General features: G+C 40.3%; 15 protein-coding genes and 2 pseudogenes. 15 read left to right on the forward strand and 2 right to left on the reverse strand.

What is annotated here, in order from left to right; translation table 11 throughout:
• The first annotated feature begins 253 nt into the window (after positions 1–253).
• From IH597_11710 to IH597_11720, 3 genes are all read left to right on the forward strand, one after another.
• Positions 254–838 carry a superoxide dismutase gene (locus IH597_11710; GenBank protein ID MBE0663120.1) on the forward strand — a complete coding sequence of 195 codons (585 nt, stop codon included), beginning with the start codon at positions 254–256 and terminating at the stop codon, positions 836–838.
• A 156-nt stretch (positions 839–994) separates the two neighbouring features.
• Positions 995–2,410, forward strand: coding sequence for a 5'-nucleotidase C-terminal domain-containing protein (locus IH597_11715; GenBank protein ID MBE0663121.1), 1,416 nt, complete (start codon positions 995–997; stop codon positions 2,408–2,410).
• 117 nt (positions 2,411–2,527) lie between these two features.
• Positions 2,528–3,001: a hemerythrin domain-containing protein gene (locus tag IH597_11720; GenBank protein ID MBE0663122.1), complete on the forward strand. Its 474-nt coding sequence runs from the start codon at positions 2,528–2,530 to the stop codon at positions 2,999–3,001.
• A gap of 75 nt (positions 3,002–3,076) precedes the next feature.
• Here the strand turns inward: IH597_11720 and IH597_11725 are convergent, their stop codons facing one another.
• Positions 3,077–5,734: a cation-translocating P-type ATPase gene (locus IH597_11725; protein MBE0663123.1), complete on the reverse strand. Its 2,658-nt coding sequence runs from the start codon at positions 5,732–5,734 to the stop codon at positions 3,077–3,079.
• 501 nt (positions 5,735–6,235) lie between these two features.
• Between IH597_11725 and ligD the strand changes: the two genes are divergently transcribed.
• From ligD to IH597_11780, 11 genes and pseudogenes are all read left to right on the forward strand, one after another.
• Positions 6,236–8,935: a DNA ligase D gene (gene ligD, locus IH597_11730; protein MBE0663124.1), complete on the forward strand. Its 2,700-nt coding sequence runs from the start codon at positions 6,236–6,238 to the stop codon at positions 8,933–8,935.
• Positions 8,936–9,000: 65 nt separating this feature from the next.
• Positions 9,001–9,777: a Ku protein gene (locus IH597_11735; GenBank protein ID MBE0663125.1), complete on the forward strand. Its 777-nt coding sequence runs from the start codon at positions 9,001–9,003 to the stop codon at positions 9,775–9,777.
• A 4-nt stretch (positions 9,778–9,781) separates the two neighbouring features.
• Positions 9,782–10,470: pseudogene (locus tag IH597_11740) on the forward strand (endonuclease).
• A gap of 355 nt (positions 10,471–10,825) precedes the next feature.
• Positions 10,826–11,236 carry a hypothetical protein gene (locus IH597_11745; GenBank protein ID MBE0663126.1) on the forward strand — a complete coding sequence of 137 codons (411 nt, stop codon included), beginning with the start codon at positions 10,826–10,828 and terminating at the stop codon, positions 11,234–11,236.
• 238 nt (positions 11,237–11,474) lie between these two features.
• The gene (locus IH597_11750) at positions 11,475–11,981 is read left to right on the forward strand and encodes a hypothetical protein (protein ID MBE0663127.1); all 507 of its coding nucleotides are present in this window, start codon (positions 11,475–11,477) and stop codon (positions 11,979–11,981) included.
• A 94-nt stretch (positions 11,982–12,075) separates the two neighbouring features.
• A complete protein-coding gene (locus tag IH597_11755; protein MBE0663128.1) occupies positions 12,076–12,681 on the forward strand; it encodes a DUF4142 domain-containing protein in 606 nt (201 codons plus the stop codon).
• A 6-nt stretch (positions 12,682–12,687) separates the two neighbouring features.
• Positions 12,688–12,792, forward strand: a pseudogene (locus tag IH597_11760) (manganese catalase family protein).
• A 253-nt stretch (positions 12,793–13,045) separates the two neighbouring features.
• Complete coding sequence (gene uppS, locus IH597_11765) at positions 13,046–13,687, forward strand: di-trans,poly-cis-decaprenylcistransferase (protein MBE0663129.1); 642 nt, start codon at positions 13,046–13,048, stop codon at positions 13,685–13,687.
• 153 nt (positions 13,688–13,840) lie between these two features.
• A complete protein-coding gene (locus tag IH597_11770; GenBank protein ID MBE0663130.1) occupies positions 13,841–14,443 on the forward strand; it encodes a hypothetical protein in 603 nt (200 codons plus the stop codon).
• Between the two features lie 22 nt (positions 14,444–14,465).
• Complete coding sequence (locus IH597_11775) at positions 14,466–14,990, forward strand: PRC-barrel domain-containing protein (protein MBE0663131.1); 525 nt, start codon at positions 14,466–14,468, stop codon at positions 14,988–14,990.
• Between the two features lie 127 nt (positions 14,991–15,117).
• Complete coding sequence (locus IH597_11780; protein MBE0663132.1) at positions 15,118–16,593, forward strand: alpha-amylase; 1,476 nt, start codon at positions 15,118–15,120, stop codon at positions 16,591–16,593.
• A 289-nt stretch (positions 16,594–16,882) separates the two neighbouring features.
• On the opposite strand, the gene IH597_11785 is transcribed toward IH597_11780, so the two are convergent.
• The gene (locus tag IH597_11785) at positions 16,883–17,893 is read right to left on the reverse strand and encodes a LacI family DNA-binding transcriptional regulator (GenBank protein MBE0663133.1); all 1,011 of its coding nucleotides are present in this window, start codon (positions 17,891–17,893) and stop codon (positions 16,883–16,885) included.
• A 263-nt stretch (positions 17,894–18,156) separates the two neighbouring features.
• Here IH597_11785 and IH597_11790 point away from each other — a divergent pair, with 263 nt between their 5' ends.
• Positions 18,157–21,138: a SusC/RagA family TonB-linked outer membrane protein gene (locus IH597_11790; GenBank protein ID MBE0663134.1), complete on the forward strand. Its 2,982-nt coding sequence runs from the start codon at positions 18,157–18,159 to the stop codon at positions 21,136–21,138.
• Positions 21,139–21,145 lie beyond the last annotated feature (7 nt).

A 21,145-nucleotide genomic window follows, 5' to 3' on the forward strand; every position in this document is an offset into this window, starting at 1 on the left:
TTTATCCTTATGCATTTGCTATTCTCTTTAAGAATAGCGAAAATGCAAATTGAAATCCGTTTAATTGAAAAACGCCTGTAACAAACTAAATTTCAAATATATCAAAGAACTTTTTTAGATTTTAATGGGACAGTAATGATAAGCTTTATAAAACCAATGACCAAACATTTAAAAGGAGCGAAATCCGAAAAGCTTTACGAGTAGGAACAATTGCTAACCACTAAAAAATAAGTAAATGAACAAAAAACAAATCATGCTACCCCCTCTGCCATTCGCAGAGAATGCACTGCAGCCGGTAATTTCGGCAAAAACCATTGGTTTCCACTACGGAAAGCATCACCAGGCTTACGTGGATAACCTGAACAAATTGATTGAAGGAACCGAGTTTGAAGGCTTGCCACTGGAAGAAGTTATCAAAAAAACCGCTGGCAAACCGGAGCATTCAGGCATTTTCAACAATGCTGCACAGGTTTGGAATCACACATTTTTCTGGAATAGCTTAAGCCCAAATGGCGGTGGAGAACCCTCAGAGGTTTTAATGATAAAGATAAAGGATTCATTTGGTTCGTTCGACTCTTTTTTGACTGAATTCACCGAAGCCGCAAAAACCCAGTTTGGTAGTGGTTGGGCATGGCTGGTGCTTGATGGCAGTAGATTAAAGGTGATGAAGACCCCAAATGCCGAAACCCCACTTACCATGGGTGTAACACCACTGCTAACCATTGATGTGTGGGAACACTCTTATTATCTCGACTATCAGAACAAGCGACCCGATTATGTAAGCACCCTGCTGGATAAGCTGATTAATTGGGAGTTTGCTGCCAATAACCTGAAATAGGAGTTTGCTGATTTCTACCAAAGAGCAGGCTTTTTATGAAGGAGAGTTAGCCAGCTCTTTGGTATGGTAAGTTCCTTGGATCGTATCTTTTTAATAGTATATAATAGTAGTATCAAAATGAAATCTAAAAATAAGGCAAGACTCACCATAGTTCAAATGAATGATACCCATGCTTATTTTGATGTGCATCAGGAAATGTTTTGGCAGGGTGACCATGCTGTATACCGACAGGTTGGAGGTTATGCCCGTATTGCTGCAATTGTACAAAAAATTCGGACTGAAAATCCTGGGAATTGTCTCTTTTGCGATTGCGGTGACACGATGCATGGCACTTATCCTGCCATAACTACACAAGGCCAAGCAATGATCCCGATATTAAATGCATTGGGACTTGATGCCATGACAGCGCATTGGGAATTTGCTTATGGGCCGGCAGTTTTTAACGAGCGGGTGGCTGAGCTTAATTATCCCATGCTGGCGAATAATGTATTTGATAAAGCGACTAAGAAACTAGTTTTTCCGGCTTATGCTATAAAACAGATCGGCGGATTGCGTATCGGACTCATTGGAATAGCCTCGAATATTGTGGACAAGACCATGCCGCCATCCTTCAGCGAAGGTATATACTTTACATTGGGTAAAGATGAACTTCCGCCAATTATTGATTTGATGCGCAGTAAAGAAAATATTGATTTGATTGTCCTGATTTCTCATCTTGGCTTCGCTCAGGATATGAAGCTTGTATCTGAAGTACAAGGCATAGATGTTTGTCTCAGCGGCCATACGCATAACCGTCTTTGTAAACCGGTTCTTAATGGTAAAACGATTGTTATCCAATCAGGCTGTCATGGTTCATTTTTAGGTCGTCTGGACTTGGAGTTGAGCGGCGGGCAAATCGTTGATTACCGGCATCGGTTGATAGAGGTAGAAGCAGCTATACAACCTGACCCAATAGTAGCTGAACTGGTAAGGCATGCCCTTGCACCATACAAGAATGAACTCGCGGAGGTTGTTGGTGAAACATCCACAGCACTCAACCGGGGAACAAGTATGGAGTCTACTATGGATAATTTCATGCTCCAGGCTTTACTTGAAAGCACCAGTGCTCAACTGGCATTTTCAAATGGCTGGCGCTACGGTGCGCCAATAGTTCCGGGACAGATAACCTTAAACGACCTTTACAATATTATCCCTATGAACCCGCCTGTTTCAACTACAGAAATATCCGGGGAGGAACTCAGGGAAATGTTGGAGGAGAATCTTGAAAGGACTTTTTCGTGCGACCCCTACAATCAAATGGGTGGATATGTTAAACGTTGTCTCGGTCTTAATATCTATTTTAAGATTGAAAACTCCTCAGGCAATCGTATTCAAAAAATATTTGTTGGCAATGAAGAGGTTCAGGCTGATAAATACTACACTGCAACATTCGTCACAATGCAAGGTGTACCTGAAAAATATGGCCGTAATCGTGAAAATCATTCAGAGAGGGTTATAGATGCGATGCGTAAATATTTGTCAAATCATAGCCCCGTTCACGCAGAACTCAAGGGTACGTTTGTTGCCATATAAAAATGCATTGCACATGTGAGTGATGTAACACTTTTCTTCATTTGGTAATACTTTCTGGCTAAAACTACCATGCAAAAATTTTCAAAAAAATTAAAATTAAAAAAAAAGCAGAATATTATGAAAACAATAACAAAGGCACTGATTGCCCACCATGACGAAATGCGAAAATTGGTTGAAGAAATTAAACAAGATCCATCAAGATTTTACCTTCTGGGTAAACATCTGGACGTTCATCACGAATTGGAAGAAGATTTGCTGTTGAGCAAATTACATTCTAAAAAAGAAATTAAAGACGAATCGCTTGAATCGCAGGAGGAACATTTTGTCCTGAATATTTTACTACTGGATTTGAAGGATTTCCCGAAAGACAATTCAAGATGGATAGTGAAGTTCAAAGTATTTGAAGAAATCCTCGAACACCATTTGAGCGAAGAGGAAGAGGAATTATTCCCTGAAGCCGAAAAAATCTTATCAAAAGAAGAGCAAGCCACCTCAGGCGCTCAATTCATGGAATTAAAAAAACGGCGTTTAGAAGCCGCTTTGGAAACTAAACCTGTGAGAGAACTGGAAAAACCTAAAAAAGCAGAATAATGGATAGCTATTATGAAATTTGTTGCCCAATACCGCTTTTGAGAACGCGAAAATTATAAAAGGGCAACTCAGCAGCTATTTTTCATCCTTCTTTCTTCGAAACCTGATAAACAGCTTAAAAAACTCATTTAAAACCAGGGGAATAATTCCCAGGGCAAAAATAATTCCCCAAGCCCTTAAATCAGGCATCTGCAAGTGAAAGGCCTTTTGAATTACCGGTATTCCAACCACAATCAGTTGAAGTGCCAGGCCAGCAACTATTGCTCCCACAAGGTATTTATTTGAAAAGATTCCAATGCTGAAAATGGATTTCCGTTTATCTCTCATCGCCAGTGAATAGGCCAGCTGACTGACTACCAACACCATGAATGCCATGGTTCGGGCATATTCTAAGGTGTTTGGTGGTACCTGCTTATCAAACGGGGAATATCCATGCTCATAATATCCATAAAAGAAAGCGGCGATAGTTAAGGCCCCAATTAAAAATCCCCCGAGCAAAACATGCATGCCGGCACCGTTTGCAAAAAAACTCTCTTTTGCAGGTCGTGGCTTTTCTTTCATCACATCCGGGTTTCCGGGATCCATTCCCAAGGCTATGGCAGGGAGGGAATCGGTGATCAGGTTTATCCACAGCAACTGTGTTGCAAGCAATGGGGCTTTCCAACCTATAATCAATGCAATGAAAATGGTAATCACTTCGCCCAGGTTACAGGTGATCAGAAAAATTACTGACTTTTTAATGTTATTGTAAATATTTCTTCCCTGCTCGATGGCTGCAACAATGGTTGAAAAATCATCATCAATAAGTATCATATCCGAAGCGCCTTTGGCAACATCAGTGCCTGTAATGCCCATCGCCACTCCTATATCGGCTGTGTTTAATGAAGGGGCATCATTGACCCCGTCACCGGTCATAGAAACGATGTTTCCCTGTGATTTCAGGGCCCGCACAATTTTTACTTTGTGTTCGGGGGAAACACGCGCAAAAACATGGTAATTGCTAATTTGCGCTGCGAATTCCAAATCGCTAAGTTCATCAATTTCCAGCCCGGTAATGGTTTGCTCAATTTTTTCTGCTATTCCAAGCTGAACAGCAATGGCGAAAGCAGTATTCTTGTGATCGCCGGTAATCATCAGCGTTTTAACTCCTGCACTTTTTGCTTTTAAAATAGAGTCTTTAACCTCTGCCCTTGGTGGATCTATCATTCCCACCACGCCAATAAGAATAAGATCTTTTTCCATCTCAGAAGGGTCAATTTTCCCATTTACCGGTTTATTGGCTGCCCCAAGTGTACGCAGGGCCTGATCAGCCATATTATCTGCTGCAACAAGAAATTTATTTTTATGATCCCTGGTTAATGGAATCGGTTTGCCTCCGTCTAAAACCTGGGTACAAATTTCAATCAGGTTTCCGATGGCGCCTTTCGTATAAACCATGAATTTCCCGTTATCTTCAATGAGTGTTGACATTCTCTTACGATCAGAATCAAATGCCGATTCAGCGATACGCTTACTGCTGCTTTGCAATTCTTTCCGGTCAATCCCCAGCTTGTCGCCCATAATAAGTAAGGCTATTTCGGTTGGATCTCCTGTCCCTTCGCCATTATCATAACTTGCATCCGAGGAAAGGATCATGGCCTTTGCCAGCAATGATAATTCTTCAGAAGTATTATTCTCCATGCCTTCGCTCACAAGCCCTTCGAGTGTGAAGACATTTGTTACCGTCATCTTATTCTGTGTTAAGGTTCCGGTTTTGTCGGAGCAGATAATATTGAGGGAACCCAGGGTTTCGACAGCGGATAGATTTTTTATGATGGCATTTTTCTTTGAAAGCTTGGTTACACCTATTGCCAGCACAACGGCTACGATAGCGGCCAGTCCTTCGGGGATGGCAGCTACAGCCAGGGAAATTGACATCATGAACATTTCAGACAAATCCCTTCCCTGAAGGATCGCAACAATGAAAATAAACACACAAATTACAATTGCAATTATGCCAAGGGTTTTTCCCAGCTTATCCAAGCGTATTTCCAATGGGGTTCTCGAATTGACCTCCGTGTTAATGATGGAAGCAATTTTACCAATTTCGGTATTCATCCCCGTGCCAACTACTACCCCGATTCCCCTTCCGCTTGTAACAACTGTGGACATAAAACCTGAGTTTAAGCGGTCGCCCAGTGCGGTTTTCTGGTCGGTTTGAATTAAGGTTGCATCTTTTTCTAAGGGAACTGACTCGCCTGTTAATGATGATTCATCTACCTGGAGATTAATGGATTCAAGCAGGCGAATATCTGCGGAAATGATTCTTCCGGCGTCAAGGATCAGAATATCCCCGGGAACGATTTTCTCAGAATCTATCTCCTTAACTACTCCGTTTCGGCGAACCAGCGCTTTAAGCAGTGTTAGTTTCTGTAGGGCTTCAATTGCTTTTCCGGCTTTGACTTCCTGAAAAACACCTAAGAAAGCATTAATATTTATAACCAATAAAATGATAATCACATCAACATACTCCCCCATAAACAGGGTTATTACCACCGCACCTAACAAAATATAAATCAGCCAGTTTTTAAGCTGTTGAAAAAACATCAGGAATATGCTTTTCTTTTTTTTTGAAAGCAGTTTGTTCGCACCGGATTTCTTCAATCTGGTTGAGGCTTCTTCGTCAGAAAGACCAATTGACGGATCAACACTTAGTTCTTTTAAAACTGCTTCAGCTGATTTGGTAAACCACATATTTTATTATCTATTTTTATATTAGGAATGCTTTTAAATAAGAGAAGTACAAAGCCAGTTTTTAACTGCGTGACCTATATACATTATTTTGTTTACCGGTTTTTTTCTGCGTTTTCCAGTTGAAGAAGATTCTAAAATCTGGTTAGAAAAAACCCGGGCCCCGAAATTAAGTGCATCAACACCGAGACGTGTTACATAATTATTTGGAAAGATTACATTATTCACACAACTCAATCAGAAACCGATTTTTTGTTTCTTCATCATGATAGGAAAAGACTTTTCCGCTTAAACATTATAGAATAGAAGGCCATCACAACAGCAAGAAATTCAATGATTTCTTCGAAGGGAATGTGTGAATCATGCTGCATAGTGTATTTAAGAAGGTAGAACCCTATTTGTATATTTTAACAATACAATGGGTGACGCCATCAACAAATTAAAAATCCTGAACGGTTTAATTTTTGATATAAGCAGTGTGGCATAAATATTAACAACCCTAAAATGGCGCTTACTAAATATAAAAAGAAACGGAATTTCAATGAAAGTCCGGAACCTACCGGTGGCAGCCCTGATAATGATAAACTTCGATTTTTAATTCAGAAGCATGATGCCAGGAATTTGCACTATGATTTCCGTTTGGAAATGGAAGGTGTTTTGAAAAGCTGGGCCGTGCCTAAGGGGCCATCTACAGATCCGGATGTTAAACGTCTTGCCATGATGGTGGAAGACCATCCCTATGATTACATAAACTTTGAAGGCATCATTCCGAGTGGCTACGGTAAAGGAACGGTGATCGTTTGGGATGAAGGTTTTTACGAGCCTGCTGATGCGGACGGAAAGGATAAAATTGCACAGGATAAAGAATTACGAAGAGGAATTCATGCCGGTAAGTTGCAACTTGTACTGCATGGCAAAAAGCTGAAAGGTGAATATGCGCTGGTAAAAACCCGCGGGAAAGAGGAGAACGCCTGGCTATTGTTTAAAGTAAAAGATAAATTCGTTTCCAGGGAAGATATCACGCTGAAAGACAAATCTGTTATCTCAAAAAAAACATTGGCAGAGATAGAAAAAACCTCAACTAATTTTTATAGAGATAATCGGGTAAAAGATTCCTCGTCGAAAAGCAAAAAAGAAACTCCGCTCAAAAAACGCAGCGATGTAAAAGCTACTTCTACAAAGAACAAGAGCGAAAAAGAAAACAAGGATGCGGGTGATGCAATCGAATCTTCAGGGAAAACTGCAAAGTTTCCTTCTAAATTGGCTCCCATGCTTGCAACTGTGGTTGATAAACCATTTGATAAAGATGGCTGGCAATACGAAATAAAATGGGATGGCTACCGGGCAGTAGCGTTCTGCAATAAAGAGAAGGTGGACTTAAAATCCAGAAACGATAAATCGTTTAACGAAAAGTTTTATCCGGTTCATAAAGCCATTCAGCAATGGAACCTTCATGCTGTGGTGGATGGAGAGGTAGTAGTGCTGGATGAAGCTGGGAAACCAAATTTTGGCGCTTTGCAAAACTGGCGCAGCGAAGCCGATGGAGAAATTTATTTTTATGTATTTGATTTACTCTGGATAAATGGTAAAGACCTGATGCAAATCCCCTTGAGTGAAAGAAGAACTATGTTGAAACAAATCATTCCTGAGAATAGTATTATTCGCTTTAGTGAAAATTTTGAAGTAAACGGAACAGAATTTTTTGATACCGCAAAGAAGATGGGATTGGAAGGAATTATGGCGAAAAAATCGGACAGCACTTATTCCCCTGGAATTCGCTCCAAAGAATGGCTTAAAATAAAAGCCAATAAAAGACAGGAAATGGTAATTGGAGGTTATACAAAAAATGAAGACACACCTAAGTCTTTCAGCTCATTATTACTAGGCGTTTATGATGGAGGAAAGTTGATGTATACAGGCAAAGCAGGAACAGGGTTTAGCGATAAACAACAACTGGATATGCTTAAACAATTCAAACCTTACATTACGAAGTCTTCGCCTTTCACCGAATTGCCTGAAATAAACAAACCTTCGCGCTTCCGGAACAATCCGCCAAAGGCAACAGCAGTATGGATGAAACCTGAATTGGTGTGCGAAGTAGGTTTTACTGAAATGACGACTGAAGGAATTATGCGGCATCCATCATTTGAAGCTATGCGTAGCGACAAAAAAGCAACAGACGTTACTAAAGAAGCTATGAACACAGGCGAAATTATAGTGCAGAAAGGCACAAAGTCAAAACCAATCATAAAACCAGTTGGGTCAAAAGACCGTAAAACATTTTTAAACCCCGCTGATAAAACCCAGGTTCGGAAAATTAATGGAAATGAAATAAAATTCACAAACCTGGATAAGATATACAGGCCGGAAGAAAAAATCACGAAGCGTGATATGCTCAACTATTACTATCAGATTGCACCTTTTATTCTCCCTTACTTGAAAGATAGGCCTCAAGCTATGAACCGTCATCCGAACGGCATCAACGGTAAAAGCTTTTATTTTAAAGATGTAACAGCAACCGCTCCTGACTGGGTCGAAAAGTTTGATTATAAAAGCGATGCTGATAATCGCTTAAGAAAATATCTGGTAGCAAAGGATGAAGCAAGCCTTTTATACATGGCAAACCTTGGATGCATTGAAATGAATCCCTGGCATAGCAAAGTGGAAAAAGAAGATTATCCCGACTGGTGCATCATAGACTTAGACCCTGCAGAAAATACTTTTGACCAGGTTATAGAAGCAGCAAATGTTTGCAGGTATATTCTGGAGGCTATGGGCGTTTCATCATATCCAAAAACAAGTGGTTCCAGCGGCATGCATATTTACATTCCGATGGGTGCAAAATACACCTATGAACAATCAAAAGAATTTGCACGGGTAATAGCAACATTGGTGCAAAGGGAAATTCCAAAATATACAAGCATTGAGCGGATCGTAAAAGCAAGAAAAGGAAAAATGTACATTGATTTTTTACAGAACCGGTCACAAGCTACCGTTGCAGCGCCTTACTCTTTAAGACCCAAACCCGGTGCAACGGTTTCAATGCCACTCATGTGGGATGAAGTAAAGAAAGGACTAAAAATGAGTGATTTCAACATTTATAATGCTTTGGACCGAATAAAAAGCAAAGGTGATATTTTTAAACCCGTTCTAGGTAAAGGAATTAATCTGGAAAAAGAAATTAAAGCTTTTAATAAAGAATAAAAACGCTGTGAACCAATGAAAAGCAATTTTTCTCTGAGTTATTAAAATACTAAAATTAAGATATCATGCGCGCAATATGGACAGGCTCTATCAGCTTCGGGTTGATAAATATTCCCGTAAAATTATTTTCGGCAGTACAGGAAAGCTACCTGGACCTCGACATGCTTGACAGTAAAGACCACTCCAATATCAAATACAAAAGGATAAATGAAAGCACGGGTAAAGAAGTAGCTTACGAAAACATTGTGAAGGGTTATAAACTGGAAGGTGGCTACGTGATTTTAGATGATGAAGATTTTGAAGCAGCCGACGCCGTTAAAACCAAAATGATTGAAATAATAAACTTCGTTGACCAGCAAGAAATAGATAGTCTCTATTATGAACAGCCTTATTATCTCGAACCACAAAAAGAAGCAATGAAGGCTTATGCCCTGTTGCGTGATGCTTTAGAATCCTCTGGCAAGGTTGGAGTTACAACATTTGTATTACGAAATAAGGAAAGCCTGGCAATACTAAAACCTTATAAAAATGTGATTGTGCTAAATCGCATACGCTTTAGCCAGGAGATAAGGGATCCTTCTGATTTAAAGCTACCGCCCGTGTCAAAAACAAAATCCAGGGAAATGGATATGGCTAAAAAACTAGTTGAGCAGTTAACGGAAAAATTCAGCATTGAAGCATATAAAGATACTTACACGGCCAAGCTGCTAAAGCGAATTAAGGCAAAATCGAAAGGCAAAAAGATCGCCACTCCAAAAATGAAAGTCGTGCATAAACAAAGTGATGATTTAATGGAAATGTTGAAAGCAAGTTTATCAGGTAAGAAAAGTAAATCAGCTTAAAAACATGCCCGAAGGACCCTCGATAATTTTAGTCAAAGAAGCAACTGCAAAATTTGCCGGAAAAAAAATTATTGCTGTTAGTGGCAATAGCAAAATTGACCAGTGTATCTTACTTAATAAAAAGATAGTTGAGTTTAAAAGCTGGGGAAAGCATTTCCTCATTTGCTTCGACGGACTTACACTAAGGGTGCATTTCTTAATGTTTGGCAGTTGTACCGTAGATAAAAAGAAACCCGACAGAGCAATAAGAATAATCTCACTTGTAAAAACGGGGAAATAAATTTGTATACTTGCTCATTGAAATATCTTGAAGGAGACATAAACACTTATTATGACTGGAGTGCGGATGTTATGAATGACCACTGGAATAAGAAAAATGCCAGGGTCAAATTAAAAGCTAAAGCTGACCAATTAATTTGTGATGAAGTGTTAGATCAAGACATCTTTGCTGGTGTTGGAAACATTATAAAGAATGAAGTTCTTTATCTGGTACGGATACATCCCCTCTCCATTGTGCGTAAAATACCAACTGCAAAAAATCAACAAACTCATTGATGAAACGCGTATTTACAGTTTTCAATTTTGAGCTTGGAAAAGAAATTATGAGTTAAAAGCAAATTGGCTGGCGCATACCAAAAAATCTGCTTAAGATGCGACTCCCCGATCATTAAAAAACACACCGGACTCAAATAACGTCGAAGCTATATCTGTACCAACTGTCAGACTTTGTATAACTAACTGAATACTACCACATCATCAAGCGCATTTTGTGATTTACCAGAAGTGGAAGGTGTGAATCATGCAACATTTTCCAAGAACAATGTAAGACTCTCCGATTTTATACTTATCACCTTTGCAAAATGTATGAATTCAGTACTTTATACAATGGAGGTGGTGATAGATACTTGATCAGTGACTGTGGCATATTAGCAACATCGATGCGGAAAATGGAAGCAGTGTGACGACATGTATCCACATCATCCGATAATTAAAATGATAGAGCAGATGAATAAGTTAAAAACATTAATAATCTTTAATTAAATCAAAAATGAAAAAAATAATCTTCGTACTTGCAGCGATTGCAATCACCGTTGGTGCTTACGCGCAAACCGATTCAACAAATAGAAAAATGAGTCCGCGGGAACCTGTCAACAACCATCATCAAAGCATGCAAAACAATCCCGTTAACGCATCACATCCCGATGGTGTCCTGATGCAAAATGGTAAATTGATGAGGGTGCAAAATGGTAAAATGACCATCCTGCATGATAATGATATGACCATGAGCAACGGAACAAGAATAATGAGCGATGGGTATTATATTCAAAAAGACGGCACGAAATTGATGATAAAGGAAGGTCAACATATGGATATGGCAGGTAACCTGATCTTCCTCAAAACAAATAAAGATAAAAACATGTACCTCGTTCCCGATAGCATTAAAAACAAAAAATTCTAAAAGGCACGGCTTACCGGCCTCAGTTCATTTACTAATTATTTACAATTTATATTTAAACAAAATGACAGTATATCATAATCAAAATCAAGATCATTCAGACGATATCAACAAAGATCAACTGGTAGACGAGATCAATCAACATCATCCAGAGGAGGAACTTCACGATCAACTTCAAGACGAGAACAACTATAATAATCCAGACGAGAACCTGGACCAGCACAGAACCTCAGACCGTGGCATGCTAACAGGTATGTTTCGTGATCGTGAAAGCACAGAACATGCTTACAATACATTACAGGAAAGAGGTTACACAAAAGACGACATCAATTTAGTTATGTCAGACGATACGCGCAAAAACCATTTTTCAGGTGATGATGTCAAAGAAACCGAAATTGGAACCAAAGCTGCGGAAGGTGCTGGAAAAGGTTCAGCTATTGGCGGCACCGTTGGAGCAATTGCAGGAGTTATAGCCGCAATCGGAACAAGTTTGGTGATACCAGGGCTTGGAATTATTATAGCCGGACCCATTGCTGCCGGCTTAGCAGGTGCGGGTGCAGGCGGTATTACCGGCGGAGTAATCGGAGCTCTCGTAGGTTCAGGAATTCCTGAAGCGCGCGCTCAGTTATATGAATCAGGAATCAAAAACGGACAAATTGTTATAGGAGTAAATCCCCGTAATGATGAAGATGCTGAATACTTTGAAGAAAACTGGCGCTCAAACAATGCCGAAGAAATTCACAGGTAGAATTAAAATTATAATAAAACACGGAATGACAATGAAGGCCATTCCGTTTTCAAACAAAATGAAAAATAATAGTTAAACAAAAAAATAAAACAACATGAGAAAGACAAATTATATTAAAGGAGCATTGCTTCAGGTAACATTCGTTGCCACGATCTTACTCGTTGCCTCATGCGGCTTTAACCAGCAAACGGAGGATACCAAAGATATTGCCGAAGAACAAAACGAAGAAAAATTTGATAACAATAAGCAAGAAAATGACGCACAGTTCCTTGTTAACGCTGCCGAAATCAACCTCGAAGAAATTCAGTTAGGACAACTGGCTCAGCAAAAAGGAAGCACAACTCAAGTTAAGGAATTGGGAAAAATGATGGAAGATGCGCACACTAAATCGCTTAATGATATAGCTGCACTTGCTAAAAGTAAAATGATAAGCATTCCAACCTCAGCAACCAATGATGCCAAGGATACTTACACAAAACTAAATGATAAATCAGGAAATGATTTCGACAATGCGTATGTTGATCTGATGGTAAGCAAACACAAAGATGCAATTGACACTTACAACAAAGCATCCACAGACGGCTACGATTCAGAAATTAAGAATTGGGCAACAACTTCATTGGTTGAACTGCGTAAACATCTTGATCACTCAGTTAACCTACAAAACAATTTAACAGCACATACTTCACAAAAAAATTAAGAGCCCATGTTTCATCACATAAAAGAATTACAGTTCAACGCAAGGGTTTCCAAACCTGATGTGCGTTTTGCAAAACTTCTGTTAGAGCAGTTTGGCGGACACAATGGAGATAGATTACCAGCGGAGTAAAAGAGCCATTTAATAAAACGCAGATCAGGAAAAAATAAAACTCACACACAATGAACAAGATATTCAGGGCATTGATAGCAGGTTACGGCGCAAAAAAATTAGGCGGTGGCTGTTTAGGAACTATTGTAGTATTCATAATTATCTGGGTTGTGCTTGGACAATGCAGTTAGCTCAATGCCCGGAAACAGGTTACATATGTTTAATTAAAAATTCAATCAATATGAGGGCATAAGCAATGAGAACGCCAAAACATATTGGAATAATACCCGACGGGAACAGGAGATGGGCTGAAGAGAAAAAAATGACCAAAGAAAAGGGTTATGAGAATGGCTTGGATCCTGGCTTAGCACTTTTTAAGTTATGCAAAGAGGTTGGAATTAAAGAAGTAACCTATTATGGATTTACTACTGATAATGTTAAAAGGCCGGTAAAACAGCGTGAAGCCTTCACCAAAGCCTGTGTAAATGCAGTAAATATTTTGTCCAAAGAAGAAGCTGAATTATTGGTTGTTGGAGATTTTGAATCGCCGATGTTTCCCAAAGAGTTGAGCAAATTTACCACACGACATACCTTTGGAAAGGGAGGTATCAAAGTAAATTTTTTAGTTAACTACGGTTGGGAATGGGACTTAAACAATTTAAAACTGGCTGATTCTGCTCAAAAAAACATCACCAGTAATATTAAATCCTTTGATGTATCCAGAATAGATCTGATTATACGTTGGGGTGGCCGACGCCGCTTAAGTGGTTTTCTGCCGGTACAATCTATTTATTCAGATTTCTATGTGTTGGATGATTATTGGCCCAATTTTAATCCAGATCATTTTTACAACGCATTAAAGTGGTACAACGATCAGGATGTTACACTGGGAGGATGATAAGAATTGAATTTTTTGTGCAACGAACTGATTAATTTTAAAAGGGTTAATATGTGATTTATGCAACCTTTTACAAAAATTATGTAACACTTATTACTTTAAAGGTCATGAACTTTGTCTTTTCAATATATTCATTACTTATAATAAATTATTATGGCAGAAATTAAAATTGAACAAAAAAAACAGGGTTGGCTGTGGATAATCGCAGGCCTTGTCGTTGCAGCATTGCTTATTTATTTCCTCGTATTTCATGATAGCGACAGAAATACAGAGGCAGTATCTGACGCAGATTATATCAGCAATACGAACGAACCTGCCCCTTCAGGGGTAAATGGTGATAACGGCGCTGTTGCAACTTATGTAACTTTTGTAGAAAACAATAAGGAAAACATGGGGCTACACCATGATTATACAAATGAAGCCTTATTAAAACTAATTGAGGCTACCAATGCCAAGGCCAATGAGGTTGGATATGAAGTTCGGGCAGATATGGAAACCGTAAAGGAATATGCAAACAGAATTACCAACGACTCTCATGAAACAACACATGCGGATAATATCAGAAAGGCGGCTGATATTTTAAGCGATGTATTGCAAAACATACAACAGGCAGAATATCCAGATTTGGCAGATGACGTTGAGGAACTAAAGAGCGCATCAACCTCAATAAAACCGGGAGTACTGGTGCTTGATCAAAAGGATGCTGTTAAGCATTACTTTGCAGAAGCTTCTGACCTTCTTCAAAAAATGAATTGATTAATCTCAAAAAATTAAAATTATGACAGATACAAATAAAAATCTTTTTAATCTGGACGAATTATCCGGTTATAAAGTGGCCGAAAATTACCACGATGTAAGAGGCTGGGATGTAAAAGATGCAAACAACCGCACCATTGGCAAAGTAGATCATCTGCTGGTAAATAAAGCTGCCGAACGTGTGGTTTATCTCGATGTTGAAGTTGATAAATCGTTGATTGAGAATGAGCATAATACATATCAAAATCCTGCAAGCGAGGGTGTGCATGAATTTTTAAACAAGGATGGGGAAAATCACTTGATTATCCCAATAGGAATGGCAGTTATAAATGAGGATAATAAAGTGGTGAATACCAACCAGATTGATAGTTCAACTTTTGCGAAAACCAAACGGTTCAGAAAGGGAGATGATCTTGATTTTAATTATGAATTAGATGTGGTTCGCCATTACAGGGGAGATAAAACAATACAGAACTCGAATGATGCTGACGGATTTTATGACCGCGAAGAGTTCAACAATTCATTTCAGAAGAGAGATGAGAAATAAAACATCCCGGAAGTACTTGCAAAAGAACTGATTCACCTGCACTGACGCGATATACCATGCCCCGCATCACTTTGAAGGTAAACTGTAAAACATTATAACAAAACCAACACTTATTAAATATATAAGTATGTCAACTTCTAATGGTGTAATGATGCAGTACTTCCACTGGTACACTCCTGCTGATGGGGAGTTGTGGAAACAATTGGCAGAAAATGCCAAAACCCTGGCTGAAGCCGGAATAACTGCTATGTGGTTGCCACCAGCATATAAAGGAGCCGCGGGAGGACTTGATGTTGGTTATAGTGTATATGATCTCTTTGACCTTGGTGAGTTTGATCAGAAAGGATCTGTACGTACTAAATACGGTACGCGTGAGGAATACCTGGCTGCAATTAAAGCTGCACAAAATGCCGGCATGCAGGTTTATGCCGATGTAGTTTTTAATCATAGGCTTGGTGCCGATGAGTCCGAAAAGCTAAATGCCACCCCTATCAATCCTCAGAACCGGCACGAAGCCATTGGCGATTCACAAACCATAGAAGCATGGACTCATTTTAAATTTCCTGGCCGAAATAACAAATACTCGGAATTAAAGTGGCATTGGTGGCATTTTAACGCGGTGGACCACAACGCGCTGGATGATAACACCGATGCCATTTATCTTTTCGAGGGGAAATCATTTGATGAAAGTGTGGACCTTGACAAGGGGAATTTTGATTACCTGCTGGGTTGCAATCTTGATCTCAATAATCCCGACGTGCAAAAGGAACTTTTTTACTGGGGTGAATGGTATATAGAAACTACAGGTGTAGATGGCTTTCGTTTTGACGCAACCAAGCACGTTAAATCCAAATTTTTTCTCGACTGGCTGGACCATGTTCGTAAACACAGCGGCCGCGATCTGTTTGCAGTTGGCGAGTACTGGTCGGGTAATAACTCGGCCTTAGAACATTTTATTGGAGCAACTGACGGGAATATGATGCTCTTTGATGTGAACCTGCATTATAATTTTGCGCGTGCTGGCAAAGAAGGTAGAAACTTTAACATGCAAACAATTTTCGACAGTGCCCTTGTTACAGATCACCCCACCTTTGCCGTAACATTTGTTAGCAGCCATGATACCCAGGCATTACAATCCCTCGAATCAGTAGTTGAAGCATGGTTCAAACCTATTGCTTATGCACTGATACTTTTACGAAGAGATGGATATCCCTGTGTTTTCGCGGCTGATTATTATGGGGCACACTATATAGATACCGGCAGAGATGGAAATGAATATGAGATCTGGAAAGATTCTCATCAATGGTTAATTGACCAGTTCTTATTTGTTCGAAAGGAATATGCATACAATGATCAGTACGATTATTTGGATCATCCAAACTGTATTGGCTGGACACGAATGGGAAAAGAAGGTGAACAGCGTGGAATGGCTGTCTTAATCAGCAATGGAGATGATGGCGTAAAGTATATGGAAACAGGCTCTCCTGAAACAACTTATGTTGATATTACTAAACAAATAGATGGCACGGTAACTACCAATGGGGATGGATGGGGAGAGTTCCGCTGCAAAGGCGGTTCTGTTTCTGTGTGGATTCCTGAATAAAATACAATTAAGCCAGTGGATCTGGATAAGTAAAGTATTCGTATTTCCAGCTTACCAATAATGTCTGAACTCAATATCGCCCTGGCCGACCATTGGTGCAGTAGGTAAGCTGCCCCACCAAGCGCAAGCTGTAGGAAGGCTTCTCACATTAAGAGGCTTTCTCTAAAGGTCAAATCTAGTCATACTGATCTAACGCGGCTGATCAGTATGAAAAAAAAGTAAACTCCGAGGTTTTGAGACAGTTTCCAGGTTTACTTCGTTCGTCTGGTTCGCTTATTTCTTTTTTTCTCTAACTTGATTCTCTCGCTTTAACAGTACTTTCAAAAATCCTGGTTCTGGGCTGAATCTCCTTATCAGGATTTTCAATTCGCTGTATCAGCAACTGAACACTTTCCCTGCCCATTTCATAGCCTTTCTGCTCAACTGTTGTTAACCTGGGGGTAACGATGGATGCTATCGGGTCGTCGCCAAAACCTGCAATGGCAATGTCAGCAGGTATGGCATACCCATTTGCCTGGAGCAGTTGCATGGCAGCGATAGCCGTGAAATCGTTAACGGCAAATATTGCATCAATACGTGGTGCAAGCTTGAGAATTTCGTCCTGTAGCGCTCTCACCTGTTCGCGTGTGTCGCATTGCAACACAAAATCAATATGCCGGTCAATATGGTTCTCATAAAGGGCCTGCTCATATCCCCTCAGTCTTTCCTTCCCAACAAGCAAATAGCGGGGTGCAGCCAGATGAAGAATGTTGCGGTGACCTTTCTCAATCAAATGTGAAGTAATTGCCCGTGCGCCTTCATAATCGTTGGTAACTACGCGGTCAGTTGCCAGTTCCTGGCTGATGCGGTCGAAAAAAACGATCGGAACGCCTTGTTCTATTACCGTTTTAAAATGATCAAAGCCGAGAGTGTTCTTACTGACCGAAACAAGCACACCATCAACACGATGATCGAGCAAGGCTGTTAAATTGAGTTCCTCACGCGATTGGTCTTCATTGGATTGGCAAATCATTACCCGGTAGCCGCTTGCATAAGCCAACTCCTCGATGCCACTGATTACCGAAGAAAAAAAATGGTGGGCAATTTCTGGAATGATAAGGCCGATTGTGCGGGAACTCTGTTTTCTCAGGCTCATGGCAAGGATGTTTGGCCGGTATCCTGATTGCTGCGCCATTTCCAACACCCTGCGTTTGGTTTTGGCGCTGATGCTGGGACTATCTTTGAGTGCCCTGGAAACAGTAGATGCACTGATGCCCAGGTTACGGGCAATATCACTGATGGAGATAAGGTGTGACTTCATTCGCTCAAATATCAATTTTATTAACAGTTTACCAGGTCAACTGCCATGTCTGGCTTAAAAAGCAGCCCAAGATAATCAAATATTCTTACCGGTTTTAAACTTTTGCAATCGTTTGCGTAAAAAAAAGACAAAAAATTGAAGATCAGGTTTAACAAATAATTAACAAACTCTTAATTGTTGTATATTTGCCCTCGCTCCTTCAATAATTTCAGAAAACAAACCACAATTTCAACAACAACATCTTAACTTAAATTAAGTTGACTATGAGCCTATTTTTAAAACGTTTCATTTCGACCCTGCTTGCGATGTTTTCATTGCTTGCGGTTTTTGGTCAAACAGGCAACATTTCTGGCGTGATTTCTGACCAGATCACTGGCGAAACCCTGCCTGGCGCAAATGTTGTCGTTGAAGGTACCTCAACCGGCGCCTCAACTAGCATTGACGGATCATTCATGCTGCAAAATTTACCTGCCGGCGAAGTAAGGCTTAACGCCAGCTTCATCGGTTACCTCCCAACAACAGTAACTGTAAGGGTAACGGCCGACCAAACAGCCACCATTAACATCAGTCTTGAGCCCGAATCTACGTCTCTTGATGAATTGGTGGTAATTGGATATGGTGTTCAGAAAAAAAGCGACAGAACGGGTGCTGTTGCAAGCATCACCGCTGATGACATGAACAAAGGTGTACTTACTGATCCTATCCAGGGATTACAGGGTAAAGTTGCAGGCGTGTTGATCACAAAACAAGGTGGCGACCCCAACTCAGGGTTTAACATCAAAATCAGGGGAGCTTCAAGCTTATCAACTAACACTGGTCCATTATATGTAATTGATGGTGTTCCTGGTGCCGATCCCACCACCATTGCCTCTGAAGATATTGAATCTTATAATGTTCTCAAAGATGCTTCTGCAGCAGCAATCTATGGTTCAAGGGGCGCTTTCGGTGTAATTATTATTACTACCAAGCGTGGTACAGAGCGCAAAGGAACGCGAATTGATTTCAATAGTTTTATTTCGTACGAGAATGTTGCCAAACGCCTCGACCTGCTACCGGCTGATGAATTTCGCGGGTTTATTGAGAATAATCCCCAGTTCCAGACATTCTTTATTGACGGCGGGGCAAGCACCGATTGGCAGGATGAAATTTTCCGTACAGGTTCTTCTCAAAATTATAACCTGGCATTTTCAGGCGGTGATGGCAATACAAACTATCGTGCCTCGGTTTCGCACAGCGATTTTACAGGTGTAATTCTGGGTTCATCAAAAAGCAGGACAATAGGCCGCATCAACCTCGACCAAAAAGCGCTTAATGATAAGCTTATCATCTCCTCAGGGCTCGCTGGTACTTTTGAAAATAACGACTATATCAATTATGGTAGTTGGGGTGCCGACCAGGTGCTGTTTCAAACCTACCAACGTAATCCTACTGACCCACTCAAAGACTCCGAAAGTCCTTATTTCGGCAATTATTATGAAATCGAACGCGTATTCCAGTATTACAACCCGGTTGCTTTAATAGAGCAAATTGATAACGAAAGAGATGCCAAAAGGTTTTTTGGTTACGTAAAAGCCGACCTGGAAATTTTCAAAGGATTTGAAGCCGGAATAAACCTGGCCTATACGCGGAACGATGATGAAGGCTCGTACTTTATGCCAACGACAATGTATCTCAATAGTTTTGACGGCTACGGAAGGAAGTCCTACAACAATTTTGAATCAAGAGTTCTGGAAGCGACGTTGAGATATAATAATACATTTAACAAGCATAGCCTTCAGACAGTTGCCGGATATTCATTCCAGGAAGATTTTGGAACCGGTTTTCAGGCCCAGGGCAGGCAACCTTTTGTGAACTTTACAAAAATGCACGATCTCTCATTGTTTCAGAATGTTGTTGCCGGAGATATCACTTCCTACAAGTGGTCAAGCCGGCTGATATCTTTTTTTGGCCGTGGAATTTATAACTGGGATGGAAAATATTTCCTCACCGCCACTATACGTCGCGACGGATCTTCAAAATTTGGTATAAACAATGAATGGGGATGGTTTCCTTCAGCATCGGCCATGTGGAACATCACAGGCGAGAACTTTATGAGCAATGTTTCGTTCCTGAACAACCTTCGCCTCCGTGTAGGTTATGGAATCACCGGTAACCAGGAAATTGGTGTGTATAACGATATAGAATATTACCGTTCAGCAGGCAATTCCTTTAACTTTGAAACCGGGGAAACCGCTATCCTTTTTGCTTTTGCACACAATGCTAACCCTGATCTGAAATGGGAAGAAAATGCTGAATTAAACATCGGCCTTGATTTTGGAATCCTGAACGATAAGGTTTCCGGTTCATTTGATTTCTTTGATAAAAGAACCTATGACCTGCTTGGCTTATACTCCGTTCCCGTACCACCTAACAAAGTTGACAGAACCTGGGCTAATGTTGGCGAATTTGCAGTAATGGGCTTTGAATTTTATGCACAAACCTACCCTGTAAGAAACACCAACTTCGACTGGAGGACATCTATTGTATTCTCAACCTACAAACAAGAAGTAATTAGTCTTTCAAACGATACCTATCCCTGGTCACAGTTAAAAGAAAGTTATCTATCAGGACCGGGCCTTGTTGGAGCTGACAACTGGACTCAGGTTGTAGAGCCAGGAATCCCTATAGGTACCTGGTACATGCCCGAATATGCCGGCCTTACTGCCGATGGCATGTTTCTGTTTTACACCGCAGCTGGTGGTGTGACCCGTGATATTACCCTGGCAGAACGTCGCAATGTCGGATCAGCTCAACCTGATTTTGAACTAGGCTGGTCAAACTATTTTGAATTCTATAAAAACTTTGATATGAGTTTTACCGTCAGGGCGGTGTATGGACATGAAATTTTCAACACTACACGACTTATTCTTGGCAACCCGATATTCCTGCCTGATCGCAACGTACTTCGCTCAGCAGTTGATGAATATGACCGGGGTTTAAGAGACAATCCCAAGGTGAGCAGTTATTATCTTGAAGATGGCTCTTTTGTGCGCCTCGACAACATTTCATTGGGTTATAACATACGCAATGTTGCAGGCTTCGAAAAAATCAGATTATATATTGCCTCCAACAATGTGTTGACCCTTACCAACTATAGCGGCATTGACCCAGAAATAAACTATTCAGGAAGGGCGTTCGGATTGGATCAATACAATATTTACCCCAAAACCCGGACATTCACTTTCGGTGTAAATGTTACATTATAATTTTTAA

This window comes from Bacteroidales bacterium, from assembly GCA_014860575.1.
Lineage (GTDB): Bacteria > Bacteroidota > Bacteroidia > Bacteroidales > JAAYJT01 > JAAYJT01.

Excerpts from the sequence above, each read along its gene's own strand:
- IH597_11710 (MBE0663120.1), top strand. The coding sequence starts at position 254 with ATGCTACCCCCTCTGCCATTCGCAGAGAATGCACTGCAGCCGGTAATT.
- IH597_11715 (MBE0663121.1), top strand. The coding sequence starts at position 995 with ATGAATGATACCCATGCTTATTTTGATGTGCATCAGGAAATGTTTTGG.
- IH597_11720 (MBE0663122.1), top strand. The coding sequence starts at position 2,528 with ATGAAAACAATAACAAAGGCACTGATTGCCCACCATGACGAAATGCGA.
- IH597_11725 (MBE0663123.1), bottom strand. The coding sequence starts at position 5,734 with ATGTGGTTTACCAAATCAGCTGAAGCAGTTTTAAAAGAACTAAGTGTT.
- ligD (MBE0663124.1), top strand. The coding sequence starts at position 6,236 with ATGGCGCTTACTAAATATAAAAAGAAACGGAATTTCAATGAAAGTCCG.
- IH597_11735 (MBE0663125.1), top strand. The coding sequence starts at position 9,001 with ATGCGCGCAATATGGACAGGCTCTATCAGCTTCGGGTTGATAAATATT.
- IH597_11745 (MBE0663126.1), top strand. The coding sequence starts at position 10,826 with ATGAAAAAAATAATCTTCGTACTTGCAGCGATTGCAATCACCGTTGGT.
- IH597_11750 (MBE0663127.1), top strand. The coding sequence starts at position 11,475 with ATGCTAACAGGTATGTTTCGTGATCGTGAAAGCACAGAACATGCTTAC.
- IH597_11755 (MBE0663128.1), top strand. The coding sequence starts at position 12,076 with ATGAGAAAGACAAATTATATTAAAGGAGCATTGCTTCAGGTAACATTC.
- uppS (MBE0663129.1), top strand. The coding sequence starts at position 13,046 with ATGAGAACGCCAAAACATATTGGAATAATACCCGACGGGAACAGGAGA.
- IH597_11770 (MBE0663130.1), top strand. The coding sequence starts at position 13,841 with ATGGCAGAAATTAAAATTGAACAAAAAAAACAGGGTTGGCTGTGGATA.
- IH597_11775 (MBE0663131.1), top strand. The coding sequence starts at position 14,466 with ATGACAGATACAAATAAAAATCTTTTTAATCTGGACGAATTATCCGGT.
- IH597_11780 (MBE0663132.1), top strand. The coding sequence starts at position 15,118 with ATGTCAACTTCTAATGGTGTAATGATGCAGTACTTCCACTGGTACACT.
- IH597_11785 (MBE0663133.1), bottom strand. The coding sequence starts at position 17,893 with ATGAAGTCACACCTTATCTCCATCAGTGATATTGCCCGTAACCTGGGC.
- IH597_11790 (MBE0663134.1), top strand. The coding sequence starts at position 18,157 with ATGAGCCTATTTTTAAAACGTTTCATTTCGACCCTGCTTGCGATGTTT.